This window comes from Salmonella sp. FC25216 (assembly GCF_057751355.1).
Window position 1 is genome coordinate 151912 of sequence record NZ_JBDGON010000004.1, and the last position, 16854, is coordinate 168765.

15 protein-coding genes are annotated in these 16854 nt (G+C 54.4%); 4 read left to right on the forward strand and 11 right to left on the reverse strand.

Annotated features, from left to right (window positions below; genetic code table 11):
- Positions 1-30: 30 nt before the first annotated feature.
- The gene (gene aldB, locus AC3G3F_RS09935; RefSeq protein WP_023247327.1) at positions 31-1569 is read left to right on the forward strand and encodes an aldehyde dehydrogenase AldB; all 1539 of its coding nucleotides are present in this window, start codon (positions 31-33) and stop codon (positions 1567-1569) included.
- Between the two features lie 76 nt (positions 1570-1645).
- On the opposite strand, the gene araD is transcribed toward aldB, so the two are convergent.
- The 8 genes from araD to yiaK form a co-directional block, all read right to left on the reverse strand.
- Positions 1646-2341, reverse strand: a complete 696-nt coding sequence (gene araD, locus AC3G3F_RS09940; RefSeq protein WP_023247328.1) for an L-ribulose-5-phosphate 4-epimerase — start codon at positions 2339-2341, stop codon at positions 1646-1648.
- Positions 2335-3195 carry an L-ribulose-5-phosphate 3-epimerase gene (locus AC3G3F_RS09945; RefSeq protein WP_488394912.1) on the reverse strand — a complete coding sequence of 287 codons (861 nt, stop codon included), beginning with the start codon at positions 3193-3195 and terminating at the stop codon, positions 2335-2337. The genes araD and AC3G3F_RS09945 overlap by 7 nt, the downstream gene beginning before the upstream one ends.
- The gene (ulaD, locus tag AC3G3F_RS09950) at positions 3188-3853 is read right to left on the reverse strand and encodes a 3-keto-L-gulonate-6-phosphate decarboxylase UlaD (protein ID WP_488394914.1); all 666 of its coding nucleotides are present in this window, start codon (positions 3851-3853) and stop codon (positions 3188-3190) included. Before ulaD ends, AC3G3F_RS09945 begins: the two co-directional genes overlap by 8 nt.
- Entirely contained in the window at positions 3850-5352 is a 1503-nt protein-coding gene (locus AC3G3F_RS09955; protein WP_053509350.1) for an FGGY-family carbohydrate kinase, read from the reverse strand. The genes ulaD and AC3G3F_RS09955 overlap by 4 nt, the downstream gene beginning before the upstream one ends.
- 81 nt (positions 5353-5433) lie before the next feature.
- On the reverse strand, positions 5434-6753 hold the full coding sequence (locus tag AC3G3F_RS09960; protein ID WP_053509352.1) for an MFS transporter: 1320 nt from the start codon (positions 6751-6753) through the stop codon (positions 5434-5436).
- A gap of 134 nt (positions 6754-6887) precedes the next feature.
- Positions 6888-7817: a DUF4862 family protein gene (locus AC3G3F_RS09965; RefSeq protein WP_070803436.1), complete on the reverse strand. Its 930-nt coding sequence runs from the start codon at positions 7815-7817 to the stop codon at positions 6888-6890.
- Between the two features lie 23 nt (positions 7818-7840).
- Complete coding sequence (locus tag AC3G3F_RS09970) at positions 7841-8305, reverse strand: YhcH/YjgK/YiaL family protein (protein WP_053529924.1); 465 nt, start codon at positions 8303-8305, stop codon at positions 7841-7843.
- A gap of 11 nt (positions 8306-8316) precedes the next feature.
- Positions 8317-9315: a 3-dehydro-L-gulonate 2-dehydrogenase gene (gene yiaK, locus AC3G3F_RS09975; RefSeq protein ID WP_070803435.1), complete on the reverse strand. Its 999-nt coding sequence runs from the start codon at positions 9313-9315 to the stop codon at positions 8317-8319.
- 219 nt (positions 9316-9534) lie between these two features.
- Here yiaK and yiaJ point away from each other — a divergent pair, with 219 nt between their 5' ends.
- Both yiaJ and AC3G3F_RS09985 read left to right on the forward strand, forming a co-directional pair.
- A complete protein-coding gene (yiaJ, locus tag AC3G3F_RS09980) occupies positions 9535-10350 on the forward strand; it encodes an IclR family transcriptional regulator YiaJ (protein WP_023247336.1) in 816 nt (271 codons plus the stop codon).
- Between the two features lie 116 nt (positions 10351-10466).
- Positions 10467-10940 (forward strand): 4Fe-4S dicluster domain-containing protein, encoded by a 474-nt coding sequence (locus tag AC3G3F_RS09985; protein WP_001078816.1) that lies wholly within the window; start codon positions 10467-10469, stop codon positions 10938-10940.
- 36 nt (positions 10941-10976) lie between these two features.
- Here the strand turns inward: AC3G3F_RS09985 and avtA are convergent, their stop codons facing one another.
- Both avtA and AC3G3F_RS09995 read right to left on the reverse strand, forming a co-directional pair.
- Positions 10977-12227, reverse strand: a complete 1251-nt coding sequence (gene avtA, locus AC3G3F_RS09990; RefSeq protein ID WP_000144374.1) for a valine--pyruvate transaminase — start codon at positions 12225-12227, stop codon at positions 10977-10979.
- A 173-nt stretch (positions 12228-12400) separates the two neighbouring features.
- Positions 12401-14428, reverse strand: coding sequence for an alpha-amylase (locus AC3G3F_RS09995; protein WP_488394917.1), 2028 nt, complete (start codon positions 14426-14428; stop codon positions 12401-12403).
- Positions 14429-14743: 315 nt separating this feature from the next.
- Between AC3G3F_RS09995 and AC3G3F_RS10000 the strand changes: the two genes are divergently transcribed.
- On the forward strand, positions 14744-15568 hold the full coding sequence (locus tag AC3G3F_RS10000; RefSeq protein ID WP_079796009.1) for a protein bax: 825 nt from the start codon (positions 14744-14746) through the stop codon (positions 15566-15568).
- Between the two features lie 60 nt (positions 15569-15628).
- On the opposite strand, the gene xylR is transcribed toward AC3G3F_RS10000, so the two are convergent.
- Positions 15629-16807: a D-xylose utilization transcriptional activator XylR gene (gene xylR / locus AC3G3F_RS10005; protein WP_023183765.1), complete on the reverse strand. Its 1179-nt coding sequence runs from the start codon at positions 16805-16807 to the stop codon at positions 15629-15631.
- Positions 16808-16854 lie beyond the last annotated feature (47 nt).

Below are 16854 nucleotides of genomic sequence, written 5' to 3' on the forward strand. Positions count from 1 at the left end.
GTGGAGTACCTTTACAATAAGGAGTTGGTCATGACGAACAATCCCCCTTCAACACGTATTCAGCCAGGTGAATACGGGTACCCACTGAAGTTAAAAGCCCGCTATGACAATTTTATTGGCGGTGACTGGGTTGCGCCCGCCGACGGCGAATATTATCAGAACCTGACGCCAGTGACCGGCCAGCCGCTATGTGAAGTCGCTTCCTCCGGTAAAAAAGATATCGATTTGGCGCTCGACGCCGCGCATAAGGCGAAAGATAAGTGGGCGCATACGTCAGTACAAGACCGTGCCGCTATCTTGTTTAAGATCGCCGATCGGATGGAACAAAACCTCGAACTGTTGGCGACAGCGGAAACCTGGGATAACGGTAAACCGATTCGTGAAACCAGCGCCGCCGACGTACCGCTGGCGATCGATCATTTCCGCTATTTCGCCTCTTGTATACGTGCGCAGGAGGGTGGGATCAGCGAAATTGATAGCGAAACCGTGGCCTACCATTTTCACGAACCGCTTGGTGTCGTGGGGCAGATAATCCCATGGAACTTTCCGTTGTTGATGGCAAGCTGGAAAATGGCACCAGCGTTGGCGGCGGGTAACTGCGTGGTGCTTAAACCGGCACGCCTGACGCCGCTTTCCGTTCTGCTATTAATGGAAGTCATTGGCGATCTGTTACCGCCGGGCGTCGTCAACGTAGTGAACGGCGCGGGCGGCGAGATTGGCGAATATCTGGCGACCTCGAAACGTATCGCGAAGGTGGCGTTTACCGGCTCGACGGAAGTGGGTCAACAGATCATGCAGTACGCCACGCAGAATATTATTCCGGTGACGCTGGAGTTAGGAGGTAAATCGCCAAATATCTTCTTTGCTGATGTGATGGATGAGGAAGATGCGTTCTTTGATAAAGCGCTGGAGGGATTTGCCCTGTTTGCCTTTAACCAGGGCGAGGTGTGTACCTGTCCGAGCCGTGCGCTGGTCCAGGAATCCATCTATGAGCGCTTTATGGAGCGCGCTATTCGCCGGGTGGAGAGCATCCGCAGCGGGAACCCGCTAGATAGCGATACGCAAATGGGGGCGCAGGTTTCTCACGGCCAGCTTGAGACTATCCTCAATTATATCGATATCGGTAAAAAAGAGGGGGCTGATATTTTGACCGGCGGACGGCGCAAAGCGCTGGATGGCGAACTTAAAGAAGGCTATTACCTTGAGCCTACTATTCTGTTTGGTAAGAATAATATGCGCGTCTTTCAGGAGGAGATCTTTGGCCCGGTGCTGGCGGTAACCACCTTTAAAACCATGGAGGAGGCGCTGGAAATCGCCAACGATACGCAGTATGGCCTCGGCGCAGGCGTCTGGAGCCGTAATGGTTCGCTGGCGTATAAAATGGGGCGCGGGATTCAGGCCGGGCGCGTATGGACGAACTGCTATCACGCCTATCCGGCGCATGCGGCGTTCGGCGGATATAAACAGTCCGGCATTGGCCGTGAGACTCACAAAATGATGCTTGAGCATTATCAGCAGACCAAATGTCTGTTAGTAAGCTATTCCGATAAGCCGTTGGGACTGTTTTAACTAATGGGTAGGCAGCTACATGCTGCCTACCTTTGGCGTAGTTCCGTAGGCCGGATAAGACGGGGGAGCGGTAGTATTACTGCCCGTAATAGGCAGTCGCGCCGTGTTTGCGCAGATAATGTTTATCGAGCAATTCCGGTTGCATATCAGGAAGCTGCGGGGATAACTGGCGCGAGAATAGCCCCATGTAAGCGCACTCCTCAAGCACCACGGCGTTATGTACCGCCTCAGCCGCGTCTTTACCCCAGCAAAATGGGCCGTGGGAATGCACGAATACCGCCGGGATTTGTGCCGGGTCCAGGCCGCGCTCTTCAAAGGTTTTAATAATCACTTCCCCGGTCTGATACTCGTATTCGCCATTGATTTCGTCCTGCGTCATCGGACGAGTGCAGGGAATAGCGCCGTAAAAATAGTCGGCATGTGTGGTGCCCCAGGCTGGCAGATCCAGACCGGCCTGCGCCCAAATTGTCGCGTGGCGAGAATGGGTATGTACGATCCCGCCGATTTGCGGGAAGCGGCGATAGAGCGCCAGATGCGTCGGCGTATCGGACGACGGTTTTTTGCTGCCTTCTATGACCTTACCGCTGGCGATTTCCACGACCACCATATCGTCGGCGGTCATCACGTCGTATTCGACGCCGGAAGGTTTGATCACCATAAGCTTACGCGTTTCGTCTATCGCACTGACGTTGCCCCAGGTAAACGTCACCAGATGATGTGTCGGAAGCGCCAGATTTGCCGCCAGCACCTCCGCCTTGAGTTGTTCTAACATGTGAATCCTCCTTCCTGCATACGCGCTTCTATCCAGCGTCGCGCCTGGATAATCTCCAGCACCGGCTCTTTTGCTTTCTCTGTCCACATTTCAATCAGAAATGCGCCGCGATAGTTCAGCTCATGCAGTGTTTTGAAAATGCCGACAAAATCCACACACCCTTCGCCAAACGGCACGTCGCGAAACTGTCCGGGGCTTTGCGCAGTGACCGGCTGTGTGTCTTTCAAATGAATAGCGGCGATACGATCGATGCCCAGCTTCAGCTCGGCGGTCACGTCGTTTCCCCAGGCGCTGAGATTGCCGACGTCCGGGTAGACGGTGAACCACGGCGAGGCGAGCATCTCGTCCCACTTTTTCCACTTGCTGATGGAATTCATAAAGGCGGTATCCATGATCTCCACTGCCAGCATGACCTGCGCGGCGGCGGCCTGTTCCACCGCCCACGCCAGCCCTTCGGCAAAGCGCTGCTGGGTGCCTTCGTCATGCTCTTCGTAATAGACGTCATAACCCGCCAGTTGAATGGTGCGGATACCGAGATCGCGCGCCAGACGAATGGCTTTGGTCATGATCTCCCGCGCCCGCTCGCGTATCGTTTCATCGAGGCTGCCAAACGGGAAGCGACGGTGGGCGGACAGGCACATCGACGGGATGGCGACGCCGGTTTCCAGCATCGCGGTCACCAGCGAGGCGCGCTGCGTTGCGCTCCAGTCCAGACGCGACAGGCGTTCGTCAGTCTCATCCACCGACATCTCGACAAAATCAAAACCGCAGCTTTTCGCCAGCACCAGTCGTTCCGGCCAACTGAGATCTTTCGCCAGCGCTTTCTCATAGATCCCTAACGGATGGTTACGCATGTGGTTTCCCCCAGATGGCGTTAATTTGCGCGTGGAATTCGGCGGTGACCTGCGCCGGATGGGACGCACCCGCCAACGCGCGCCCGGCGATAAACGCTTTCACGCGGATGTCTTTGAATAACGGCAGATCGGCAGGCGTAATACCGCCGGTAATCGACAGTTCCAGACCGATATCCGACAGCGCTTTCATGCGCGCCAGATCCGCCTCGCCCCACTGCTGCCCGCTGGCCTGCGCGTCGCGCCCGCGATGGTAAATCGCCTGACGTACGCCGATGCGATACCAGTTACGGGCATCATCCAGCGTCCAGTTGCCGAACAGTTCTATCTGAATTTCACCGCCGCAGGATTGCGCCACGGCGTGGCCCTTTTCGACGGTGGCGAGCGGCGCGGCGCAGATGATGGTCATCCAGTCGGCGCCTGCTCCAAAGGCCTGCTGCGCCAGAGTTTCACCCGCATCGGCTACTTTCCAGTCAGCGACGATGATTTTATCCGGGCACTGGTCGCGCAGGGCCTTCACCGCGCTAATTCCTTCGGTTAAACAGAGAATGGTGCCAGCCTCAACGATATCGACGTGGTCTCGTAATAGGGCAACATCGCGCTGCGCTGTCTGAAGATTGGTATGGTCAAGCGCCAGTTGCAGTAATGGGCGGCTCCTCATGCGTGCTCCTTAATACGGGCGTGATAGCCCTGTAGTGCTTCAATCAAATGTTGGTAATGGTGATATTTACGCTGGTAGCGTGCGTGGGCGGTCATGTCGGGCAGTAACGTGCGTATCGGGTGCTCCAGGGCGCGTTGGGCTTCGCTAAAGCTGCGATATACGCCGGTACCGACGCGGGCGGCAAGCGCCGCGCCAAAGCAGCCAGTTTCTTCCACCTGCGGTAGTTCAATACGCAGACCGCTGACGTCCGCCAGCATCTGCATCCAGACGTCGGAGTGGGCCGGGCCGCCGGTGACGCGCAGAGTGCGGACTTCGGTAAAGCGTTCACGCATACGGTTGAGATGGGTCATATGGCTGAAAACCACGCCTTCATACAGCGCCTGTAACAAATGAGCGCGGGTATGTAGCGCCTGCATACCGTAAAAACCGCTGGTCATTTCCAGCCCGGCATTACTGCCGTAGAGAAAGGGCAGAAAAAAGAGGTCGCTCCCCGCTTTCGGCAGACTGGCGATCGCCCGGTTTATCTCATCAAAAGAGAGGTCGCCCCACTGGGCGGTAAACCATTCGAGATTGCCGGAAGACGTTGGACTGGCTTCATGAACGATGTATTGCCCGTCATTCACATAGCGACCGTAAACGTAGGGATGGGCCTCATGCTCGCGCAGACCGCGAGCGATCCCGCTGGTGACCGCCCAGGTGCCCATGACGGCGTTGAGGGTAAATTCATCGTCAATACCGGCGCACAGCGCGGTGGATACCACATCAAACAGACCGCCGACCACAGGCGTTCCCGCGGCCAGGCCGGTGATAGCGGCAGCTTCCTCGCTGATCTTTCCGCCGGTTTCGGCGGACCCTACCACGGGGGGCAGGGCATGGTCGATCTCACTGATACCCAACCATTGGGTCAGACGCGAGTCGTACCGGCCTGTCGTCATGTTGTAGAGATTGGATTCGGAAATGTTGCTCTCTTCGCAGCCCTTCACGTCGGTTAAACGCCAGCGCAGATAGTCATGGGCCATCATCACGCAGCCGATGTGCGCATAGCGTTGAGGTTCATGCTCTTTTATCCAGCGCAACAGAGAGGCCGGATGCCCGGTCCACAATGTCTGGCGGGTTACGGGATAGAGTTTTTGCGGAATGCCATCTTGCTGCCAGCGTTCAACGATGTTCAGCGCCCGGCGGTCGGAGGAGAGTATCGCATTGCCCAGCGGCCTGTTCTGTTTATCAAGAAGAAACAGCCCCTTACCCTGAGCAGAGATGCCAATACCTTTAATTTGCCCGCCGGATACGCCCGTCTGTTTCAACAGTCCGGCAATGGTAGCGACGCACTGTTGCCAGAGCTGATGCATATCGCGTTCGGCATAACCGGGAAACGGCGATAACGTTTGTAGCGATTGCCGATGAATGCCGTGCTCATGACCTTCGGCGTCATATAAACCCGCTTTCAGATACGTACCGCCGCAATCAATACCCAGCCAGAAGGTCTCTTTCCTGCTCATCTTTCATCTCTCATTTTGCCGGATGGCGCTACGCTTACCCGGCCTACTCCAGGCCTGCAAGCGTAGCGCTCCGGCCATTTTTCAGGCCGCGTGTTTGCGTGGGGTCATCGTTTTTGCTGGCGTTGTGCCCGCATCGCATTTCGCGGGTAGCAGCAGGGCCATCAGTGCAGCTAAGGCGAGGGCGATCGCCAGGCAATAGACGCCAGCGTCTTTGTTGTAGAGGGTGATTAAGACACCTACCGCGTAAGGACCGCAGAAGCCGCCGAGGTTGCCGAGCGCGTTGATCACCCCGCGCGCGCCGCCTGCCATTTCCGCGCTGAACAGACGCGCCGGGATAGTCCAGAACACGCCCGCCGCCGATTGCAGGAAGAATCCGCAGCCAACCAGCGCCGCATACGCCAGCCAGATGTGGCTTTTCAAGGCTACCGACAGGAACATGCACAGGGCGAAGCCAATCAGCGGCAGGCAGACGAACAGTTTGCGTTTACCGGTACGGTCAGAGAGGGAGGAGAACAGGAACATCCCGGCAATCGCGCCGACGTAAGGCAGAATGGCGAGCATTCCGACCTGGCCCATGCTGCTGTGAGTCAACTCTTTCAGAATGGTCGGCAACCACAGGGTATAACCGTAAATGCCGGTCTGATAGAAGAAGTTCAGCGCGATAAGCTGCCACATCGTTTTGTCGGAAAGCACCGCGCCGAGAGAGGCGTTTTTAACTTCGGTGCCGGCAATCGCTTTTTGCTCGGCGGCCAGCGTCTCAACCAGGTAATTTTTTTCGGCGGCCGAGATCCAGCGCGCTTCCTGCGGACGGTCATAAACGGTGTAGGACCATAGCACCAGAACCACGACGGAGAGCAGACCTTCGATAATAAATAGCCAGCGCCAGTCGAGTACGGTAATGATCCAGCCGGAGAGCGGCGCGGTAACAATGCCGGCAATGGGGACAAACATAATCACAATCGCGTTGGCGCGGCCACGTTCGGCATCAGGGAACCAGTTGCTGATCATCGTCAGTACGACGGGCAACATACCGCCTTCCGCCACGCCCAGTAAAAAGCGCAGGATAAGCAGTTGGTACTGGTTAGTAATTATGCCCGTCAGGACGGAAATTATCGCCCATGCGACCAGCGACCAGCCGATAAATTTCTTACCGCTACCGTGGACGGCAATTTTGCCGCCGGGAACCTGTAAAAACAGATAACCGATAAAGAAAATACCGCCTGCCAGCCCCGCCATGGTGGCGGAAATACCCAGTTCGGCATCCATTCCGCCCGGCATTGCAAAGGCGATATTGACGCGGTCCATATAAGAAATAATACAGGCGATCAGGATCGGTGGAATAATTCGTAGCCAGCGCTGACGCGGTATATCTGTTTGTGTAGAGCGAGAGGTCATGTTCATCTTTATATTCTCGTAGAGTAAGTATTTTGGCGATGAAAAGTTTTATTATTAATGCCAGATGGCGCTGCGCTTATCCGAGCTACAGCGTTAGCTGTAGGCTGGATAAGGCGTTTACGCCGCCATCTGGCAACGTCTTATTGTTTTGTTTTATTTAATGCCGTGATGCCGTCGCGTAATATCGCTACGCGGTGGCTGACATCGGCACTGGCATTAATTTCCAGTAATTTAATGCCCGCAAAATGTAAGGGCGTCTCTTCCGCGCAGGCCAATAATTCATGCGTATGTTCCGTGGTCATCAGACTTTGCGGGCAGAAAGGGGCGAACGGCGCGTGTAAGTCTTGCCATTCACCGTACTCTCCATCCAGCGTTGTGCCGGAAAACATCAGCGCGCCGAGTTTTCCGGCCTGTTTGACCTGCTGCGTGTGGGCTAGCGGCAGGTTGATATCCCGCCCTTCAATGGCTGAACGCGCCCAGTTAATGCACACGCTGATGTCGTAGTCGACAAGGGTCTCCAGCACGTTCTCTAAAGGTAAAAAGCCCTTGCGCGGCGCGGGGCCGGTCATTGCATCACAATGTTCCAGCACCAGCGCGCAGGACCAGTCCCAGTGAGCAATTTCTTTGAGCGAGCGGGCAAAAGCCTCGGTAGCCTGGGCGACGTTTGGGTTATTCGCCATCGGTGCGGCATGAAGCTCCAGCGCCATGACTTTGCCGGGGATTTTCGCATTGAGTTTAGTTATCTTCTGATAAAGATGACGGTAGTATTCCACGCAGGCTTTACGCTGTTCCTCGTCACTGGACGCTAATCCAAAACCGCCGTTTTCGCTGCGGCGGCGCATAGTTTCCATGATTGCTGTCACGACAAGGCGCCAGCTTCCTGGTGTATGGCGCAATAACCACTCGTCGCCGAGCGGGTGAAGATGTTCAAGGCAAGGTTGCTCCAGTCCGCGAATATGCGGCGTATCGGAGAGTTGTCGCCAGAATTCCGTCTCTTCCTCTTCACTCTTCTGGTGAAATGAGGGTGCACAAGGGTACGCACCGATAATATAACCGGTATTATTTTTCATTTTGTGCTCCAGTAAACTCTATTTTATAAAACGTCTATGGCGACTTTTACGACTATTTTCCGTATCGGTGTAGCAACGCTTTTATTACAACCTGGACGATGAACATCCTGTGGGAAAAACAGGGCGTAACTTCCCGGTATCATTTCAATGAATGATTCATGTTCACTGTCGTGATAAAAAATAATATCGCGCTGCTCTAATAATGATTCGCAGATTTGATTATTACCGGTATCAATGGCAATCCCGATTTTCTCTTCACCCCAGGCCAGAAACTGAATATCCAGATAGCGGCGATGTACTTCCGGTCGGTTTTCGGCGGCGTCGCGCGTGGTTAAATCGATAATCTGCGCAAAAATGTTTTTACCGTCGATCTCCACCACGCCCGGCTGCAGGGTGCGGAAGTCGGTATTGCGCAGGAAATCGAGCGCCTGCTCTATGGCCGACGGTAGCCGACACGGATTAGGCTGCGCGATATGTCCAAAGATCATGGTGTGGCTCCTTACAGCGCCTGAATTTTGGCCCAGACGCTGTCATCAACGGTAATACCGTTACGGCGGTTTTCGTCGAGCAGTTTGGTGAATTCGTGGCCAGGCAGCCGAATCGCGACGTTGTCGTCGGCGCGTTCGGCGGTAGTAATAAAATCCATGATTCGTTGCAGTTTGGCGTCACGCGTAGCGCCATCGATCAGCTTATCGACTTCAATAGCGATGAAAATCTGCGATACGCCGTATTCGTCGCTGTTTTCCTGCGTCACTTCGGCAACGGATGAGCCGTTGGAAAGTAGCGTGGCAATCATATCCAGCACGATTGACAGGCCAGAACCTTTCCAGTAACCCATCGGCAGGATGCGGCGATTTTTCTCGATCACGCCCGGTTCTTTGGTCAACTGACCGTTATCGTCGAAACCGCCGTCCACCGGCAGTTCGCGGCCCGCCAGACGGTTAACTTCTAACATCCCGTAGGAGAACATGGACATTGACATATCCACCATCGTGATCGGCGTGGAAGGGATCGCGACGATCAGCGGGTTAGTACCGATACGACACTCTTTCGCGCCCCACGGCGGCATGACGGCAATCGAGTTGGTCCAGCAGATGCCGATGTAGCCTTTTTCCGCCGCCTGCCAGCCGTAGCTGCCGCCGCGCATCCAGTGGTTGGCATTGCGTAGCGCTACCAGACCGATGCCGTGGTCGGAGGCCAGTTCAATGGCCCGATCCATCATCTTTTTCGCCGTCAGGTTGCCAATAGCGCGCTGTGCATCCCACTGCTCAATCGCCCCCAGGCTGGTCACGCGCTGCGGCTTTGCCTCAGGAATGATGTCGCCATTGTCCAGTTGCTGAATGAAGCGGGGAAAGCGGTTCACGCCGTGTGAATAAACGCCGGACTCGGTGGTGCGAGCGAACATTTCCGCGCAGGCGTCAGCAGTATCAGCCGCCACGCCGCGTGAAAGCAGTACCCGGTTAAACGCCGCTTTCAACTGCTCAAAAGTCACTTTCATTCCTGTATCTCCCGATAATCTATGATCGCTTTTTTATCGTTAAATTTCACTATGCGAAATCTGATTTCAAATATATCGATCAAAAATTCCCAGATCAACGGGCAGAGCTATTTTTTAAATTTTTTAAAATCAATAAGTTGTATTTTTTCAGTGCAGATCGTGAACTGAAACACACTTTGCGTTACCATCAGATCCCGACAGCAAGGGGGAGCGGGAGCAATGACCAAAAAAGAAAGCGAAATGACGCACGACAAAGAGAGACCAGCCGGAAGTCAAAGCCTGTTTCGAGGATTAATGCTGATTGAGATCCTCAGTAACTACCCGAACGGGTGTCCACTGGCGCATCTCTCGGAACTGGCGGGACTAAACAAAAGCACCGTCCATCGGTTATTGCAGGGGCTACAGTCATGCGGATACGTCACGCCTGCGCCCGCCGCCGGAAGCTACCGTTTGACCACCAAATTTATCGCTGTCGGGCAGAAGGCGCTGTCATCTCTGAACATCATCCATGTTGCCGCGCCGCATCTGGAAGCGCTAAATATCGCGACCGGCGAGACCATTAACTTTTCCAGCCGTGAAGACGATCATGCGATTTTGATTTATAAACTGGAGCCGACCACCGGTATGCTGCGTACCCGCGCCTATATTGGCCAGCATATGCCGCTCTACTGTTCGGCGATGGGGAAAATTTATATGGCGTTTGGTCAGCCGGATTATGTGGCGTCTTACTGGGAAAGCCATAAAGATCAGATCCAGCCGCTGACTCGCAACACCATTACCGGTTTACCAGCGATGTACGATGAGCTGGCGCAAATTCGTGAAACCAGCATGGCGATGGACCGCGAAGAAAATGAACTGGGCGTCTCCTGTATTGCCGTGCCAGTGTTTGATATTCACCATCGAGTGCCTTACGCCATTTCTATTTCGCTATCGACGTCACGGCTAAAACAGATCGGCGAGAAAAATCTGCTCAAACCGTTGCGTGAAACCGCACAGGCTATCTCTAATGAGCTGGGATTTACCGTTCGCGAATAAGACAGCTCGCCAGGTTTTATCAGGCATCTGACAAAATTTGTCCGTTTGCGTAGTGGGATCAAAGCGGCGGGGAATTGCCCTCTGGCATTCTGACGTTTTAACGCAGGGGGAGAACAATGAACCGGTTTATTATGGCGGATGCGTCGGCGTGTATCGGGTGTCGTACCTGCGAGGTCGCCTGCGTGGTGTCTCATCAGGAACAGCAGAATAGCGCGGCGGTGACGACGGCGGACTTTGTGCCGCGTATCCGGGTGATAAAAGAGGATAGCTTCACCACGGCCACGGTCTGCCATCAGTGTGAGGACGCGCCGTGCGCGAATGTCTGTCCGGTACAGGCAATTCGCCGCGATCGGGGACATATCTTCGTGACGCCATCGCGCTGCATTGGTTGTAAAAGCTGTATGCTGGCTTGCCCGTTTGGCGCGATGACCGTGGTGGCGTCCGCGTCAGGCGCACAGGCGATTAAATGCGATCTTTGCTGGCATCGGGAAGCGGGACCGGCGTGCGTGGAAGCCTGCCCGACCCAGGCCTTACAGTGCGTTGACGCAACACACGTGCAGCGCCAGCGCCTCTATTCTCAACCTTTCTGAACGTCGTTCCGGCCTGCATGATGGCCGGAATAGCCGTCAGCCTTCACGCCAGGCGCGTTCTATCTCTTCTGCCAGAATTTTTACGCCCGCCTCGATTTTGTCCGGTTCAGGCACGTAGTTCATCCGCATACACTGGTGTGTGTGTGGCCAGGGTTTATCCAGCCCGGGAAAGAAATAGTGGCCCGGCACCATCAGCACGCCGCGCGCTTTCAAGCGCTGATAGAGCAGCTCGGTGGTAATCGGCAGATCTTTAAACCACAGCCACAAAAATATTGCGCCTTCCGGTTTATGAATCAGGCAGCGTTCTTCGGATAAATAGCGACGAATGATCGCGATCGTCTGTTGAACGCGCTGATAGTAGAAAGGTTTGATAACCGTTTCCGACAGCCGTAGCAGATCGTTACGCTTAATCATTTCGCACATCATCGCCGGACCCATGCCGCCGGGCGCAAGGCTGATAATGCCGTTCATGTTGGCAATGGCGGTAATCGTCTTATCATTGGCGATGATAATCCCGCAGCGGGAGCCGGGCAGCCCCAGCTTCGAGAGGCTCATGCATAGGATAATATTTGGGTTCCACAGCGGGCGCGCCTCGCTAAAGATAATGCCCGGAAACGGTACGCCGTAAGCGTTATCAATCACCAGTGGGATGTTGTGCTGATTCGCCAGTCTGTCCAGCTTCATCAGCTCTTCGTCGGTGATAACGTTACCGGTCGGGTTGGTCGGACGCGAGACGCAAATCATCCCCGTTTCTTCGCCGATGTGCAGATGCTCAAAATCGACGTGATACTTAAACTGGCCTTCCGGCAGCAGTTCAATATTCGGGCGCGCCGAAACGAAGAGATCGTCTTCCAGACCGGAATCCGCATAGCCGATGTATTCCGGCGCAAGCGGGAATAGTACCTTTTTCGTACTGCCGTCGGCGCGGCGTCCAGCGAAGAGATTAAACAAGTAGAAAAACGCGCTCTGACTGCCATTTGTCAGCGCAATATTCTGTGGTTCGATATCCCATCCCAGCGCTTCACGTAGCAGTGCGGCCAGTGCAGTCAGTAGCGCCGTTTTTCCCTGGGGACCGTCATAATTACAAAGCGCATCAGCGGCTTTGCCGCTTTCTACCATCTCTGCCAGTAGCGTCTGGAAATAATCCTGCATTGCAGGGATGTGCGCCGGGTTACCGCCGCCAAGCATGATGGCGCCTGGCGTGCGTAAACCGTCGTTGAGATCCTCCATCAGGCGGGTAATGCCTGAATGGCGGGTAAATTTATCGCCGAAAAGTGAAAATGTCATAACGGGTGATCTATCGAACTGTCTGTCAAAGTGGATAACCATAACGCTACAAATGGCGGGGCGCAAATGGGAGGGAGGCGGTGGTTTTGATGTTTTATGCTACAGATTTTTACCAGGTTAGTTTTTTATTTTGAAGGAGCTACCGGTACGCGAAGGGACCGGTAGCGTCACGATTAGCGGCGGCCCGCCCAGACGACCATCACAGTATCGTCGCCGTACTGGCGTACAAAACCGTATCCGTGTTTTAGCGTCAGCGTGGTTTGTTGGCCTGCGCCGATGGCGGGGTGTCTGGCGCGGAACTGGCTAATACGCTGCCAGTGCGCGACGGCTGTGGCTGACTTTCCGCTCACGTCCTGCCAGTTCATATCTGAACGGGTGCCTTGCAGCGGGTCGGAGCCGGTGGGGCCGAAGGGACGAGCGGATTCATCGCCGTAAAAGATCTGCACCGCGCCCGGCGAAAGCAGCAGCAGTTCCGCCGCTTTATCACCGCCCTCACGGAAAAGGCGCGTATCATGCGAGGAGAGGTAACTTAATACGTTGAAATCCTGCATTTTATCCGCCATTTGCTGCCAGACTGGCCCCATTTCCGCCAGGCAATCGACCGCTTTCGCCGCCTGCTCCTGATAATCAAAATTGATCATCGCGTCGAAACCATAGCGATAATAATCACTTTTCATGACGCCGTGGCCCCACGCTTCGCCAGTCATCCAGAACGGGCTATCATCCAGTGCCTTATCCGGATTAGCCTGCTTCCATTCACGTAACGCCGCGCTGGTCTGGGTTTTTAGCTGTTGCCAGGCAGGAAGCTCAACATGTTTGGCGGTATCGATCCGGAACCCGTCAATGCCGTAATCATGCACCCACTGGCTTAACCAGTGAGTCAGATAATCCCGTGGCGTATAGCCCTCAATGAACTTTGCTTTAGTATCGGGTTTGTTGGCATAGAACGCGGGTACGCCGGAAGGCGTGGTAGATTCCGTTTTTATATCCGGCAGGAAGGCCAGCGACAGGGTTAAATCGTCAAATCCCGGACTGTCGTAGTCGCCAATATCGGTACGAATCCACTTTTTCCCCCACCATTTTTCCCAGGCGGCGCTGTCGCTGAAGTTGATGTAGTCGTTAAAGCTGTGCCAGCTTTGTCCGGCGGCGGGTCGCCAGTTTGTCCAACGATCGCCGAAAATTTTTTGCCGTTCCGCGCCGGATAAATAGAGCGCGCCGAACTGATACTCCTGCATATCCGCCAGCGTGGCGTAACCGGCATGATTCATTACTACGTCAAATAAAATACGGATGCCGCGCTGGTGCGCGCCGTCGACCAGCGCACGGAGATCGGCTTCGCTGCCCATATTGGCATCCAGCGTCGTCCAGTCCTGAGTGTAATAGCCGTGATAAGCGTAATGAGGAAAATCGCCTTTTGTTCCGCCGCCGACCCAGCCGTGGATCTGTTCAAACGGAGAGCTTATCCACAAGGCGTTCACGCCTAATTGCTGTAGATAGTCCAGTTGACTCGTCAACCCGCGTAAATCGCCGCCGTGGAAAGTGCCAATCTCTTGCATACCATCCTTATGGCGACCATAGCTGTGGTCATTGGTTGGATCGCCATTGCGAAAGCGATCCGTAAGCACAAAATAAATGGTGGCGTTGCGCCAGTTAAAAGGCGCTGACGCATGGGTTTCCGCGCGTTCCAGCAATAAAAGCCCGTGGCTGTCGGCAGGTTGCAGCGTGATTTGCCCGTTTTGGACGGTATCGGTTTGACCACTGTAATAATCGCGCACTACCGTTCCTTCTGGAAAGGTTTGGCTAACATCCAGCGTGAGCGGCGAATCATCCCAGACGGGACACTGGTAGGCGAGCTGCGCTGTGCGTTCAGGTTCAGTTTTTATCGATAACAACAGAGTCGGCATACCGGAGCGGGTATCTACCGTTAGTGTATAGTCGCCATCTTTAAACAGACGCCATTGCGGCGGCGCGCCTTCGCAGGGTTTTAACGACAACATCTGGTTGAGTTTTATGGCGCCGACGGGCTGCCAGCACTGCTGATCAATATGGAGCGTTAACGCACGCGTACCTTTTGTTAACGCAGCATGGCTGGTAAAGCGTCCGGTTTCCTGCGCCGAGAACGTCGGAAAGCCTGGCGAGCTCCATGAGGAGGCGATCGCGATACCGGGTATCAGCGCCAGAGCGAAGGCGGCAAGTTTCATCACGCTATCCTTTATGGGCAATATTCATCAGTTTGCCTGGTTTTTAGGCGAATAAACTCCTCCCAAACAGAGAGTCGCGCAGGAGGAGGCGCGAGGGTGAGCGACGAGGCGCAAAAAAACGCGTCTATTTGCGATAAGCACCACATTTTACTGGCATTATTGCTGTCTGTTATCGTTAAGGCGTGACATAGTTTCGGATTAAGACTATTCCCTGAGGTGCTTTTTAAGCCTATTTTTGCTAGAATTTGGGGTTCGTACCTTAACTTCGTGAAAAATAAAAGGTGTTGGAATGTATCAATCCGACCAGGAGACCTAATGATATTGACTCCCATGCGACGATATGGGGCAATGATTCTTATGTTACTCACCATCGCATTTTCGGGTGAGGTGCTGGCAAAGACGCACGCAACGCAAACGAGTCAAAAGTCCCACATAACCGAGACAAGTTATAAACAGGCTAGCAGTAAACAAGAGTATTCTCGCAATAGTGCAAAGAGCAGTTCACTTCCTGATTTGCGAAAATACCCTTCCGGAACCCCCAGAAAAAAAGCGTTTCTCCGGACCGTTATGCCTTACATCACCAGCCAAAATGCCGCGATTACCGCGGACCGTAACTGGCTGATCTCAAAACAGTACCAGAACCGCTGGTCGCCGTCTGAACGCGCGCGTATGAAAGATATCGCGAAGCGCTATAAAGTGAGCTGGTCCGGCAACACGCGTCGTATCCCGTGGAATACGTTGCTGGAGCGCGTCGACATTATTCCAACCAGCATGGTGGCGACGATGGCGGCGGCGGAAAGCGGCTGGGGAACCTCTAAACTGGCGCGTAGCAACAATAACCTGTTCGGCATGAAGTGCACGAAAGGGCGTTGTACCAATGCGCCGGGTAAGGTGAAAGGTTATTCGCAATTCGCGTCGGTTAAGGAGTCGGTGAGCGCGTATGTCACCAACCTGAACACGCATCCGGCTTATTCTTCTTTCCGCAAGTCGCGCGCTCAACTGCGTAAGGCGGATCAGGAAGTCACCGCCACGGCGATGATTCATAAGCTGAAGGGCTACTCTACCCAGGGGTCGCGCTATAACAACTACTTGTTCGCGATGTACCAGGACAACCAGCGCCTGATCGCCGCACATATGTAATTCTGTGTGCCGGATGGCGCTACGCTATCCGGCTTACAAGGCGTCTGTAGGCTGGATAAACTACAACAACACTTCACTATGCTGGTCGCGATACTCCTTAGGCGTGGTATCGTACTCCTTTTTAAACACCGAATAGAAATATTGCAGCGAGGGGTAGCCGCACATTTGCGAAATTTCGTTTATCGCCAACGTGGTGGAAACCAACAAACTACGCGCTTTTTCCAGCTTTTCGGCGTGGATCACTGCATGTATCGTCTCGCCAACCTCTTCCTTAAAACGTTTTTCCAGGTTTGAACGTGAAATCCCAACCGCGTCCAGCACCTGCTCGACTTTAATGCCCTTACAGGCATGGTTACGAATAAAGTGCATCGCCTGGATAACCGCCGGATCGGTCAGGGAGCGGTAGTCTGTCGAGCGGCGCGCAATGACGCGCACCGGCGGCACCAGAATACGCTGTAAAGGCATCTCTTCACGCGCCAGCAAACGGTGCAGCAGTTTCGCCGCCTGATAGCCCATTTGCCGCGCCCCCTGCGCGACGGAGGAAAGCGCGACGCGTGACAGATAACGGGTTAACTCTTCGTTATCAATACCGATAACGCAAAGTTTTTCCGGCACCGGAATATGCAGGTGTTCGCAGACCTGCAATACGTGGCGGGCGCGGGCATCCGTCACGGCAATGATGCCGGTTTGCGGCGGCAGCGTTTGAAGCCAGTCGGCGAGGCGATTTTGCGCGTGCTGCCAGTTTTCCGGCGCGGTTTCCAGCCCCTGATAGACTACGCCGCGGTATTTTTCCTCGGCGACCAGTTGGCGAAAGGCGTATTCCCGTTCCGCCGCCCAATGTTTGCGGCTGGAGGCGGGCAAACCGTAAAACGCGAAGCGGTTGACGCCTTTTTCTTTTAAATGCAGGAAAGCGCTTTCAACGAGCGCATGGTTATCCGTGGCGATGTAATGAACGGCGGGATAATTTTCAGCAAGATGGTAAGAACCGCCGACCCCGACAATCGGTACGTCGACATCGGCCAATAATTGCGCGATATCGTCATCATCGTAATCGGCAATAACGCCGTCGCCTAACCACTCTTTAATGTTATCGATACGGGCACGGAAATCTTCCTCAATAAATATATCCCATTTGGATTGCGAGGCTTGTAAATATTCACCCACACCCTCCACTACCTGACGGTCGTAGGCTTTATTCGCGTTAAATAACAGAGTGATGCGGTGACGTTTATCAAACATGAGGATATATCCTGCAAAAGTGGACCTGGACTTGTGGATACTATCAA

Coding starts and splice junctions, on each gene's coding strand:
- aldB (WP_023247327.1), top strand. CDS start 31: ATGACGAACAATCCCCCTTCAACACGTATTCAGCCAGGTGAATACGGG.
- araD (WP_023247328.1), bottom strand. CDS start 2,341: ATGTTAGAACAACTCAAGGCGGAGGTGCTGGCGGCAAATCTGGCGCTT.
- AC3G3F_RS09945 (WP_488394912.1), bottom strand. CDS start 3,195: ATGCGTAACCATCCGTTAGGGATCTATGAGAAAGCGCTGGCGAAAGAT.
- ulaD (WP_488394914.1), bottom strand. CDS start 3,853: ATGAGGAGCCGCCCATTACTGCAACTGGCGCTTGACCATACCAATCTT.
- AC3G3F_RS09955 (WP_053509350.1), bottom strand. CDS start 5,352: ATGAGCAGGAAAGAGACCTTCTGGCTGGGTATTGATTGCGGCGGTACG.
- AC3G3F_RS09960 (WP_053509352.1), bottom strand. CDS start 6,753: ATGAACATGACCTCTCGCTCTACACAAACAGATATACCGCGTCAGCGC.
- AC3G3F_RS09965 (WP_070803436.1), bottom strand. CDS start 7,817: ATGAAAAATAATACCGGTTATATTATCGGTGCGTACCCTTGTGCACCC.
- AC3G3F_RS09970 (WP_053529924.1), bottom strand. CDS start 8,305: ATGATCTTTGGACATATCGCGCAGCCTAATCCGTGTCGGCTACCGTCG.
- yiaK (WP_070803435.1), bottom strand. CDS start 9,315: ATGAAAGTGACTTTTGAGCAGTTGAAAGCGGCGTTTAACCGGGTACTG.
- yiaJ (WP_023247336.1), top strand. CDS start 9,535: ATGACCAAAAAAGAAAGCGAAATGACGCACGACAAAGAGAGACCAGCC.
- AC3G3F_RS09985 (WP_001078816.1), top strand. CDS start 10,467: ATGAACCGGTTTATTATGGCGGATGCGTCGGCGTGTATCGGGTGTCGT.
- avtA (WP_000144374.1), bottom strand. CDS start 12,227: ATGACATTTTCACTTTTCGGCGATAAATTTACCCGCCATTCAGGCATT.
- AC3G3F_RS09995 (WP_488394917.1), bottom strand. CDS start 14,428: ATGAAACTTGCCGCCTTCGCTCTGGCGCTGATACCCGGTATCGCGATC.
- AC3G3F_RS10000 (WP_079796009.1), top strand. CDS start 14,744: ATGATATTGACTCCCATGCGACGATATGGGGCAATGATTCTTATGTTA.
- xylR (WP_023183765.1), bottom strand. CDS start 16,807: ATGTTTGATAAACGTCACCGCATCACTCTGTTATTTAACGCGAATAAA.